The sequence below is a fragment of the Baekduia sp. genome (assembly GCF_035318805.1).
In the GTDB taxonomy this organism is placed as follows: Bacteria; Actinomycetota; Thermoleophilia; order Solirubrobacterales; family Solirubrobacteraceae; genus Baekduia.
This window is the reverse complement of record NZ_DATHDY010000127.1, coordinates 23,806-34,268: the sequence shown is the minus strand read 5'-3', so window position 1 is coordinate 34,268 and position 10,463 is coordinate 23,806. Positions and strand designations below refer to the sequence as shown.

General features: G+C 73.7%; 10 protein-coding genes. 6 read left to right on the top strand and 4 right to left on the bottom strand.

The features are described from left to right. Window positions 1–854: 854 nt before the first annotated feature. Window positions 855–2,516 (bottom strand): catalase, encoded by a 1,662-nt coding sequence (locus VK501_RS25950; RefSeq protein ID WP_324342733.1) that lies wholly within the window; start codon window positions 2,514–2,516, stop codon window positions 855–857. Next, a complete protein-coding gene (locus tag VK501_RS25945) occupies window positions 2,513–2,953 on the bottom strand; it encodes a Fur family transcriptional regulator (RefSeq protein ID WP_324342731.1) in 441 nt (146 codons plus the stop codon). Before VK501_RS25945 ends, VK501_RS25950 begins: the two co-directional genes overlap by 4 nt. Before the next feature lie 102 nt (window positions 2,954–3,055). Here VK501_RS25945 and VK501_RS25940 point away from each other — a divergent pair, with 102 nt between their 5' ends. Together VK501_RS25940 and VK501_RS25935 are read left to right on the top strand one after the other, a co-directional pair. Next, entirely contained in the window at window positions 3,056–3,808 is a 753-nt protein-coding gene (locus tag VK501_RS25940) for a beta-phosphoglucomutase family hydrolase (RefSeq protein WP_324342729.1), read from the top strand. After that, window positions 3,805–6,171: a glycoside hydrolase family 65 protein gene (locus VK501_RS25935; protein ID WP_324342727.1), complete on the top strand. Its 2,367-nt coding sequence runs from the start codon at window positions 3,805–3,807 to the stop codon at window positions 6,169–6,171. The genes VK501_RS25940 and VK501_RS25935 overlap by 4 nt, the downstream gene beginning before the upstream one ends. Window positions 6,172–6,357: 186 nt before the next feature. On the opposite strand, the gene VK501_RS25930 is transcribed toward VK501_RS25935, so the two are convergent. Continuing rightward, entirely contained in the window at window positions 6,358–6,828 is a 471-nt protein-coding gene (locus tag VK501_RS25930) for a hypothetical protein (protein WP_324342725.1), read from the bottom strand. 103 nt (window positions 6,829–6,931) lie between these two features. Between VK501_RS25930 and VK501_RS25925 the strand changes: the two genes are divergently transcribed. The 3 genes from VK501_RS25925 to VK501_RS25915 all read left to right on the top strand — a co-directional run bounded on the left by VK501_RS25925 (window position 6,932) and on the right by VK501_RS25915 (window position 8,898). Then, entirely contained in the window at window positions 6,932–7,141 is a 210-nt protein-coding gene (locus tag VK501_RS25925; protein WP_324342723.1) for a hypothetical protein, read from the top strand. Window positions 7,142–7,288: 147 nt separating this feature from the next. Next, entirely contained in the window at window positions 7,289–8,731 is a 1,443-nt protein-coding gene (locus VK501_RS25920; RefSeq protein WP_324342721.1) for an amidase, read from the top strand. Beyond that, window positions 8,728–8,898 (top strand): hypothetical protein, encoded by a 171-nt coding sequence (locus VK501_RS25915; protein ID WP_324342719.1) that lies wholly within the window; start codon window positions 8,728–8,730, stop codon window positions 8,896–8,898. Before VK501_RS25920 ends, VK501_RS25915 begins: the two co-directional genes overlap by 4 nt. Here VK501_RS25915 and VK501_RS25910 read toward each other — a convergent pair. Then, a complete protein-coding gene (locus VK501_RS25910) occupies window positions 8,841–9,650 on the bottom strand; it encodes an ABC transporter permease (RefSeq protein ID WP_324342717.1) in 810 nt (269 codons plus the stop codon). The two genes, VK501_RS25915 and VK501_RS25910, sit on opposite strands and share 58 nt — an antisense overlap. A gap of 79 nt (window positions 9,651–9,729) precedes the next feature. On the opposite strand from VK501_RS25910, the gene VK501_RS25905 reads away from it, so the two are divergent. Continuing rightward, window positions 9,730–10,443, top strand: coding sequence for a GntR family transcriptional regulator (locus VK501_RS25905; protein WP_324342715.1), 714 nt, complete (start codon window positions 9,730–9,732; stop codon window positions 10,441–10,443). The last annotated feature ends 20 nt before the right edge of the window (window positions 10,444–10,463 follow it).

Below are 10,463 nucleotides of genomic sequence, written 5' to 3'. Positions count from 1 at the left end.
GTGGGGGCGCGAGCGCCGCCGGGCGTCCGCCGGCGTCGGGGTGCGGGCGATCCGTGCGCGATTGACCCCCATATGCGGGGTCGATCCAGCATGCGTCGGTTCGTGGGCGCCGGCGTTGGTGGCGTTCCGCTCGGGCGCCGGTGGTGCCGCGGCGCGTGGTGCGGCGGCGATGACGGGGAGGTGGGTGGAGGGCGCGAGCGCCGCCGGGCGTCCGCCGGCGCGGGGGTGCGGGCGATCCGTGCGCGATTGACCCCCCATATGCGGGGTCGATCCAGCATGCGTCTGCTGTTCGTGGGCGAACGACGACGGCCCGGGCCGGCCCGCGCGCGGCGGCCGTGGCGCTCAGCTCGGGCGTTGGGTCGTGCCGCGGCGCGTGGTGCGGCGGCGATGACGGGGAGGTGGGTGGGGGCGCGAGCGCCGCCGGGCGTCCGCCGGCGTCGGGGTGCGGGCGATCCGTGCGCGATTGACCCCCATATGCGGGGTCGATCCAGCATGCGTCTGCTGTTCGTGGGCGAACGACGACGGCCCGGGCCGGCCCGCGCGCGGCGGCGCGGATCACCGCCGCCGAGGGTCCGGGTCGATTCATGAGGACATATCCATCACGAATCGACCCGGACCTCGCGCGGGAGCGATTTAGGCCCGAATGATCGCCTCACGGCGCGGGCGGCAGACCGACCGCGCCGGCACCCGATCGAACCTCCGTCGTCATCGCCCCCGAACCACGCGCCGCGGCACGACCAGCGCCCGAGCTGAACGCCACCGGCCACCCGCCCCCGCCCGCCCCCAACAACGCCGAAGGCCCCGGCACTGCCGGGGCCGTCGCGGTGTTCCTCAGCCGTGCGCGGCGCGGGGTGCTACGAGGTGGCGACGAGGTCGTCGTCGTCGGCGAGCGCGATGCGCTCGTTGGGCACGCAGTGCGTCATGACGAGGTCGCCGGTGTCGCGCGGGCCGTTGTCGCCCAGGTTGCGCGCGCGGTCCAGCTCCTCCTCGGTCAGCGTCTGCGTCGCCAGCGGCGCCAGGCCGCGGACGTCGTCGGCGGTGATGCCGAGGCCCTCGCCGACGCGTGCGCCGAGCTCGTCCTCGGCCATGAACAGGTGCCAGAGCATGCGCTCCTGGATCGGCCGGTCGCACTGCGACAGGTTGCCGATCCAGTTGGACACCAGCTCGTCCTTCTCCCACTGCTCGGAGAGCAGGTAGCGCTCGCCGGCCTGCACGTAGTCGTTGGTGCGGGCGATCTTGGCGCGGGTCAGGCGGCCCTCGACGACCGGGCCCTGCTCCGTGTGGTCGGGCTTCGGGGCCTCCTGCGGGCCGCCGGTGATCGACGGCTCGTAGTTGACCGACGGGTTGCCGGCGCCGCCGTCCACGCTGTAGGTCATCGCGCCGTCGCGCTGGTTGGTCGTGACCTGCGCGTTCTTGGGGTGGTTGACGGGCAGCTGCAGGTAGTTCGGCCCGACGCGGTGGCGCTGCGTGTCGCTGTAGCTGAACGTGCGGCCGACCAGCATCTTGTCGTCGGAGAAGTCCAGGCCGTCGACCAGGACGCCGGTGCCGAAGGCGATCTGCTCGCTCTCGGCGAAGAAGTTCTCGGGCGCGCGGTTGAGCACCATCTTGCCGATCTTGCGGACCGGGAACTCGTTCTCGGGCCAGACCTTGGTGTCGTCGAGCGGGTCGAAGTCCAGCTCGGGATGGTCGTGGTCGTCGATGATCTGGACGGCCAGCTCCCACTCGGGGAAGTCGCCCTTGGCGATCGCCTCGTAGAGGTCCTTGGTGTGGACGCCGAGCTCCTTGCCCTGCTGGACGCCGGCGTCGGCCTCGGTCCACGACTGCACGGCCTGCCTGGGCAGCCAGTGGTACTTGACGAGCTTGGTCTCGCCGGCGGCGTTGACCCACTTGTAGGTGTTGACGCCGAAGCCCTGCATGTGGCGATACGACGCCGGGACGCCGCGCGGGCTCAGGACCAGGTTGAACATGTGCAGCGACTCGGGGGTCTGCGACGCGAAGTCGAACACGCGATTGGCGACCTGGCGCTCGAACGTGACCGGATCCGGCTTCTGGGAGTGGATGAAGTCAGGGAACTTGATGGCGTCGCGGATGAAGAAGACGCCGAGGTTGTTGCCGACGAGATCCCAGTTGCCGTCGTCGGTGTAGAACTTCACCGCGAAGCCGCGCGGGTCGCGGACGGCCTCGGAGGAGTCGCGCCCACCGGCGACGGTGGAGAAGCGGACGGCGACCTCGGTCTGCTTGCCGGCCGGCTCGAAGAGCTTGGCGCGCGTGTAGGTCGAGATGGGCTCCCCGCCGCCGACGGTGCCGTAGCTCTCGAAGTAGCCGAAGGCCGTAGCGCCGCGGGCGTGCACGACGCGCTCGGGGACGCGCTCGCGATCGAAGTGGGCCAGCTTCTCGACGAACTGGTAGTTCTCGAGCGTCGCCGGACCACGATCGCCGATCGTGCGCGTGTTCTGGTTGTCTGCGATCGGATGGCCCTGTCGGGTGGTCAGGGTGTCGTCGCGCTCGTCGCTCATATGGTGGCCTCTCGTCGTTCGGGTTGGCAGGCGGGGCACAGGCCCCAGTGGGTCACCTCGGACTCGTCGATCGTGAAGCCGGCGAGATCGCTCGGCGTCAGGCACGGAGCCGCGCCGACGGCGCAGTTCACGTCGACGACGGTGCCGCAGCGGCGGCACACGAGGTGATGGTGGTTGTCGCCCACACGCGCCTCGTAGCGCGCGGGACCTCCGGCGATCTCGATCCGCTGGGCGAGCGTCGCACGCCGCAGCGCCTCGCACACGTCGTAGGCGGCCTGGGTCGAGATCGCGACGCCGGCGCCGCGCACCCGGTCGATGACCTGGTCGACGCGCGGGTGGTCGGTCGCCTCCGTGAGGACGCGGAGCACGGCGACGCGCGAGGCGGTCACACGCAGTCCGGCGTCCCTGAGAAGCTCCGGATAGGGGTCGACACCCATGCCGGCAACGTATCAGGAATCAGACGAAGAATGGAACGGTTCCAGAACAACGGGCACCCGATGGGGCGCCGTCCGCCGCCCTGACCGGGTAGAGATGACGAGGTGCTCGGACTGCCAGACGGAACCCAGGCCTGCCTCTTCGACCTCGACGGGGTCCTCACCCAGACCGCGAAGGTCCACGCCAAGGCGTGGAAGCAGATGTTCGACGAGTTCCTGCAGGCGCGCGCGAAGGAGACCGGCGAGCCGTTCGTGCCGTTCGACGAGCACGCCGACTACGACGAGCACGTCGACGGCCTGCCGCGCGCCGACGGCGTGCGCAACTTCCTGGCGTCGCGCGGCATCACGCTGCCCGAGGGCGCCGACGACGACTCGCCCGACGCGACGACCGTCCACGGGCTCGGCAACCGCAAGAACCAACTCGTGCTCGCGATCATCGACCGCGACGGCGTCCAGGTCTACGACGGCTCGGTCGCCTACGTGCGCGCCGCGCGCGACGCGGGCCTGCGGTGCGCGGTCGTGTCGTCGAGCGCCAACGCGCGCGACGTCCTGCAGGCCGCGGGCATCCTCGACCTCTTCGACCACGTCGTCGACGGGCACACGACGCAGGAGCAGGGCCTGAAGGGCAAGCCCGCACCCGACACGTTCCTGGCCGGCGCCCGCGCCGTCGGGGTCGAGCCCGCGCGCGCCGCGGTCTACGAGGATGCGCTGGCCGGCGTGCAGGCCGGGCACGCCGGGCGGTTCGGCCGCGTCATCGGGGTCGACCGCGCCGGGCAGGCCGATGCGCTGCGCGAGCACGGCGCCGACGTCGTCGTGGAGGACCTCTCCGAGCTGCTCGACACGGACGGTGCGGCATGATCGACCACCCCAACTACGACGTCGACCCGTGGTCGGTCCGCGAGACCGCGCTGAACCTCGGCACGCTCGCGCAGTCCGAGTCGGTCTTCGCCCTCAGCAACGGCCACATCGGCCTGCGCGGGAACCTCGACGAGGGCGATCCGAGCGGCCTGGCCGGTACCTACCTCAACGGCTTCCACGAGGTGCGGCCCCTGCCCTACGCCGAGACCGCCTACGGCAACCCGGAGGCGGGGGAGACCGTGCTGAACGTCACCGACGGCAAGCTCCTGCGCCTGCTCGTCGACGACGAGCTCTTCGACGTCCGCTACGGCGATCTGCTCGAGCACGAGCGCGAGCTGGACTTCCGCGCCGGCGTCCTGCGCCGGAGCGTGCACTGGCGGGGCCCGTCGGGGCGCGAGGTGCGGATCCGCTCCACCCGGCTGGTCTCGCTGGCCCAGCGCGGCGCGGTCGCCATCCTCTACGAGGTCGAGCCGGTGGGCATCAGCGCGCGCGTGGTCGTGCAGTCCGAGTTGGTGGCCAACGACGACGGTCAGGTGGTGGCCCCGGACGACGACCCGCGCGCCGCGGCGGCGCTGCGCGCACCGCTGCACGGTGAGGAGTCCTACGTGGACGGGCTGCGGGTCTCGCTCGTGCACCGCACGGCGCACAGCCAGATCCGGATGTGCGCGACGATGGACCACGAGATCTCGGGCCCGGACGTCCAGACCGGGTCCGAGTGCGGCGCCGACATGGGCCGCGTGACGATCGCGGCCGACGTGGGGGCCGGCGAGACGCTCCGCGTCCTCAAGTACGTGGCCTATGGGTGGTCGCACCATCGCTCGCTGCCGTCCGTCCGCGCGCAGGCGCACGGATCGCTCGCCGAGGCGCGCCACACCGGCTGGCAGGGGCTGCTGGACCTGCAGCGCGCCTACCTCGACGCGTTCTGGGAACGCGCCGACGTCGAGGTCGAGGGCGACGAGGCGCTGCAGCAGGCGGTGCGCTTCAGCCTGTTCCACGTCCTCCAGGCCAGCGCGCGCGGCGAGGGCCGCGCGATCCCGGCCAAGGGCCTGACCGGCTCGGGCTACGACGGGCACGCCTTCTGGGACACCGAGTCCTTCGTCCTGCCGCTGCTCACCTACTCCGCGCCGCACGCGGCGGCCTACGCCCTGCGCTGGCGGCGCACCACGCTGGAGCAGGCGCGCGAGCGCGCCCATCAGCTGGGCCTGGCGGGCGCGGCGTTCCCGTGGCGGACGATCGCGGGGCGCGAGTGCTCGGGCTACTGGCCCGCGGGCACCGCGGCGTTCCACGTCAACGCCGACATCGCGGTCGCGGTGCTGCGGTACCAACACGCCGCCGACGACCCTGCGTTCGAGCGGGACGTCGGCCTGCCGCTGCTGGTGGAGACGGCGCGCCTGTGGCACTCGCTCGGCCATCAGGATCTGCGCGGCTCGTTCCGGATCCCCGGCGTCACCGGGCCCGACGAGTACAGCGCGCTGGCCGACGACAACGTCTACACCAACCTGATGGCGCGGCTGAACCTCCTCGGCGCCGCCGACGCGGCCGACCGCTGGGGCGACGAGGCCGCAGAGCTGCACGTCGACGACGCGGAGGTCGCCGCGTGGCGGCATGCCGCGGCGGCGACGTTCGTCCCCTACGACACCCGCCTGGACGTCCACCAGCAGGCCCGCGGCTTCACCGAGCACGCCGTGTGGGACTTCGAGCACACCCAGCCCGACCAGTACCCGCTGCTGCTGCACTTCCCCTACTTCGACCTGTACCGCAAGCAGGTGGTCAAGCAGGCCGACCTCGTGCTGGCCCTGTACGTCTGCGGCGACCGCTTCACCGACGCCGAGAAGGTGCGCGACTTTGCCTACTACGAGGCGCTCACCGTGCGCGACTCGTCGCTGTCGGCCTGCGTGCAGGCGATCGTCGCGGCCGAGACCGGGCACCTCGAGCTGGCCTACGACTACCTCGGGGAGGCCGCGCTGATGGACCTCCAGGACCTGGAGCACAACACGCGCGACGGGCTGCACATCGCCTCGCTGGCCGGCAGCTGGCTCGCGCTCGTCGCCGGCTTCGGCGGCTTCCGCGACCACGGGGGCGTGCTGACGTTCGCGCCGCGCCTGCCGCCGGCGCTGCAGCGGCTCGCGTTCCGGCTCAACGTCCGCGGGGCGCGGCTGCACGTCGAGGTGGTCGACGGCACGGCGACCTACACGCTCGCCGAGGGCCGGCAGCTGGAGCTCGCCCACCACCGCGAGACGCTGACGGTGCGGGCGGGCGAGCCACAGTCGCGCGCGATCCCGCCGGCCCCGCAGCGCCCGCGCCCCTCGCAGCCCAGGGGGCGCGAGCCGCGACGTCGCGGGAGCGTCACGGCGAGCGACTGACGGGGTTCCTCGGCGTGACCCACTAAGAACGTCTTTCAGAATCAGCGTGCCGGCTGAGCGGCGCGCATTCGTGGATGCCGCAGGTCCTGGCCGCGGTGAGTCGTGCTGGTGGCCCGGCGATCCGCGGCCGGGGACTGCGGCGCCGCGAGGCGCCCCGCTATGACCGTGCTCTTTCTGAAAGACGTTCTAAGAGGTCGCCGCGCCCGACGACGAGGACGAGCCCGCCTGCGGAGCCGCGCCGCTCGGCGGTGCGCCGTTGCCCGGACGGCCGCCGCGCGCCGGCATGACGGACTGCAGCGCCGCCTGGACCTTGGACGTCGACACGCCGAGCTGCTTGGCGATCGTCGCCGCCCGGTCGCCGGGCGTGCCGCCGGTCGTCGAGCCCGGCGCGCCCGCGGCCTGCATCGCCTTCTGCAGCTGGTCCGGGGTGACGCCGAGCTTCGACGCCATCGCGCTGATGTCGGCGGCCGACGGACCAGCGCCGCCGCGGGGCCCGCCGGCCTGCTGCTGCTGGGTCGTGCCGCTGGCGGCGGTCGGGTTGGTGGCGGCGCTGGAGCTGGAGCCGCAACCGGCGGCGGTGGCGCCGAAGAGGGCGGTTGTGCCGACGATGACGACGACCTTGCGGAGCTTTGGCGAGTTCATGATGTCCTGCAGCATGGGACGGCCCGCTGAGCGTCGGCTGGGCGACCGCTGAGCCTGCCCTGGGCGTCGATCGGACCGCCGGGGTTTCGGCGCGCCGCGCCGCGGTATCTGCGGGGTGGTGGTCCAGCGACGCGACGACGACGAGCAGGAGCCCTGCGGCGACGCGGTGAACGCCCGCGTGGTCGAGCAGGTGCGCGACGCGCGCAACGAGGTCTTCCGCGCGTACGTGCGAGCGCGCGACCGCGCCCGCGGCCTGGCCGACGGCGAGGACGCGGTCGGCGACGGGCCGGACCTGCCCGGCGGCACGGGATCTCGCCCGCGCCGCTAGGAGACTGTGTCGCTGCCGCGACTGGGGACCCACCTCCGGCGGCGACGGCTGGCCGTCGTGGGCCTCGGCCTCGCTGGCCGCCTACGGCACCCCTGGCGGTCCACCGTAAGCTGGTCGTTCGAACGAACGCCCCGTCCGGACCCGTCCATGACCGCCCATCCCGCTCCCCCCGAGTCCGCCGGCCTGGCCTTCGCCGGCCTCCTGCGCCAGGCCGAGGCGGTCGCCTCCGGCGAGGTGTCCTCGGTCGAGCTGGTCGACGCCGCGCTCGCCCGCATCGAGGCCGCCCAGCCCGAGCTCAACGCGTTTCGCTGCGTCCGCACAGAGGCCGCGCGGGTCGAGGCGGGCGCGGCCGACCGCCGCCGCGCCGCCGGTGAGCGCGCGCCGCTGCTCGGCGTGCCGGTCGCCATCAAGGACGACATGGACCTGACGGGGGAGACGACCGCCTTCGGCTGCTCCGGCGCCTTCGCCGGCAAGGAGGCCGACGGCGAGGTCGCGCGGCGGCTGCGCGCGGCGGGCGCCGTCATCGTCGGCAAGACCACGTCGCCCGAGCTCGGCCAGTGGCCGATCACCGAGGGCGAGGCCTTCGGCGTCACCCGCAACCCGTGGTCGCTGGACCACACGCCGGGCGGCTCGTCGGGCGGCTCCGCGGCGGCGGTCGCCGCCGGCCTCGTCCCCGCCGCCATGGGCTCCGACGGAGCCGGCTCGGTCCGCATCCCCGCCGCGTGGACGCACCTGGTCGGGATCAAGCCGCAGCGCGGCCGCATCTCGACCTGGCCCGACCCCGAGTCGTTCAACGGCCTGACCTGCTGCGGCCCGCTCGCGCGCACGGTGCAGGACGCCGCGCTGCTGCTCGACGCGGTCGCGGGCCCGCACCCCGGTGACCGCCACACCCCGGCGGCGCCCGCGACGCCGTTCGCCGCCGCCGCGCAGCGCGATCCCGGCCGGCTGCGCATCGCGCTCTCCTTCAAGATCCCCTTCAGCGGGGCGCCGGCGACGCTCGATCCCGAGGTGCGCGCCGCCGTCGAGCGCGTCGCCTCCGTCCTCGAAGGACTCGGCCACGAGATCGTCGACGCCGATCCGACCTACGGGCTGATCGGCGCGACGTTCATCCCGCGGTCGATGGCCGGCCTCACCGACTGGGCCACGCGCGTGCCCGACGCCGCGCTGCTCGACGAGCGCACGCGCCACAACGCGAAGCTCGGCCGCTTCGTCGGGGGGCCGCTCCTCGCGCTGGCCCGCGCCCTGGAGCGCCCGCTCCAGGCGCAGGTGGGCCGCGTGTTCCGCCGCGCCGACGTCGTGCTCGCGCCGACCACCGCCCAGCCGCCGCTGCCCGTCGGCGCGATCGACGGCCTCGGCGGATGGGCAACCGACAAGGTCATCGTCGGCGCGTGCCCGTACGCGTGGCCGTGGAACGTCCTCGGATGGCCGGGCGTCAACGTCCCCGCCGGGCTGACGGGCTCGGGCCTGCCGATCGGCGCGCAGCTGCTCGGCCCGGCCGAGAGCGAGCCGCAGCTCGTCGCGCTCGCCGCGCAGCTGGAGGCCGTCGAGCGCTGGGCCGACCGGCGCCCGCCGTACCCCGCGGCCGCGTGAGCGTCCGCCAGCGCATCCTGCGGGCGACGCTGGAGGTCATCGGCGAGCACGGGATCGGCGGCGTGACCAACCGCGCGGTGGCGGCGGCCTGGCGCGCTCGACGTGACGGTCAGCGCAGCACCGTCATCTCGGGGTGCGTCGCGAGCACGGTCTGCGTGAAGATGTAGTTGAACGACGCCACGAGGAGCAGGGTCATCACCACCGCCTGGTTGACGGCCCGGCCCACGCCCTCGGCGCCGCCGGACGCCGTCATGCCCTTGTAGCAGCAGACGATCGCGGTGATCGCCCCGAAGAGCGTGCACTTGACCAGCGACGCCCAGATCTCGGTGGTCGAGGCGTTGTCGAAGAACGTCACCAGGAACGGGCCCGCGGACGCGTGATGGGCCACGGTCGCGAGCAGCCCGCCGCACACGCCGAAGAAGATGGCGAAGACGTCGAACAGGGCGGTGACGATCATCAGCGCCAGGAAGCGCGGCACGACGAGGTTCTTGACGGGGTCGACGCCGAGGACCTGCAGGGCGTCGAGCTCCTCGCGGATCTTGCGCGCGCCGAGGTCGGCGGTGATCGCGGTGCCGGCCACGCCCGAGACGATGATCGAGCAGACCAGCGGCGAGAACTCGCGGATCACCGCCACGACGAAGATGCCGCCGAGGCGGTCCAGCGCGCCGAGGATCTCCAGGAAGTTCGCGCCCTGCACGCCCGGCGCGGCGTAGGAGATCGTCACGGCGGTGACGCTCAGCGGCAGCCAGCAGAGCCGCAGCGCGAAGAGGAACTGGGTGACGAGCTCACCGCCGTAGGGGTGCGGCGAGCGGACGGCCGACACGATGGTCTTGCCGGTCAAGATCATCATGTCGCCCGCTTCGTCGAGCACGCCTCGCAGGGGCGCGAGGCGTCGCGCGAGCGGGTGGGCAGCGGCCATGGCGCAGCAAAGTACCAGTGTGATGGCACTCTAGGCAACTGCGGCCCGGTAGACCGCGCCCACCGGTACGCTGACGTCCATGCCGGGGGACTGGGCCGCAGAGGTGGGGATCGCGCTGGACCCGGACGCCGACGTCCCGCTCGGCGTGCAGCTGCACTGGTCGCTGCGCGCGGCGGTGGCCTCGGGCCGCCTGCGGCCGGGGGAGCGCCTGCCGGCGCTGCGCGACGTCGCTGCCGGCCTGCGCGTCAACCACAACACCGTCCGCGCGGCCGTCGCCAAGCTCGAGGCGGACGGCGTGCTGGAGACGCGGCACGGTGCCGGGACGTTCGTCGCCGCCGGCGTGGCCGCGCACGCCCGCCACGCCGAGCTGCTGGAGGAGGTCGTCCGCGCCGCGCGGGACGCGAGCGTCGGGCCGCGCGAGCTGGCGGCGGCGCTGTACGTGACCGGGCCGCCGGCCGTCGCCCCCGACGCCGAGGCGCGGCGCCGCCGCGCGCTGCGCGACGAGATCGCGGTGCTCGAGCGCGTCGTGCTCGACCTCGAGTCCGCGCTGCCGGCAGCGCCGCCGGTGCCGCCGCGCGCGGCGCCGCCCAAGCGCTCGCGGGGGCCGCGGCTCCTCGACGCCGGCGAGCTGCAGGAGCAGCGCGCCCAGCTCGTCCGACGCCTGGTCGAGGTGCAGCAGGCGCTCGACGCGGACGAGCCGAGGCCCGCCGCCGGCGACGAGCACCCGGCGTCGCCGCGCACGGCGCCCGCGCGCCGGCGCCGTGCCCCGCGTCCCGGCGTCTCGCCGGCTTGAGCGCGGACGCCATTCGCTCG

Bases quoted from the DNA above. Each gene is read 5' to 3' on its own strand.
- VK501_RS25950 (WP_324342733.1), bottom strand. From the start codon at position 2,516: ATGAGCGACGAGCGCGACGACACCCTGACCACCCGACAGGGCCATCCG.
- VK501_RS25945 (WP_324342731.1), bottom strand. From the start codon at position 2,953: ATGGGTGTCGACCCCTATCCGGAGCTTCTCAGGGACGCCGGACTGCGT.
- VK501_RS25935 (WP_324342727.1), top strand. From the start codon at position 3,805: ATGATCGACCACCCCAACTACGACGTCGACCCGTGGTCGGTCCGCGAG.
- VK501_RS25930 (WP_324342725.1), bottom strand. From the start codon at position 6,828: ATGCTGCAGGACATCATGAACTCGCCAAAGCTCCGCAAGGTCGTCGTC.
- VK501_RS25920 (WP_324342721.1), top strand. From the start codon at position 7,289: ATGACCGCCCATCCCGCTCCCCCCGAGTCCGCCGGCCTGGCCTTCGCC.
- VK501_RS25910 (WP_324342717.1), bottom strand. From the start codon at position 9,650: ATGGCCGCTGCCCACCCGCTCGCGCGACGCCTCGCGCCCCTGCGAGGC.
- VK501_RS25905 (WP_324342715.1), top strand. From the start codon at position 9,730: ATGCCGGGGGACTGGGCCGCAGAGGTGGGGATCGCGCTGGACCCGGAC.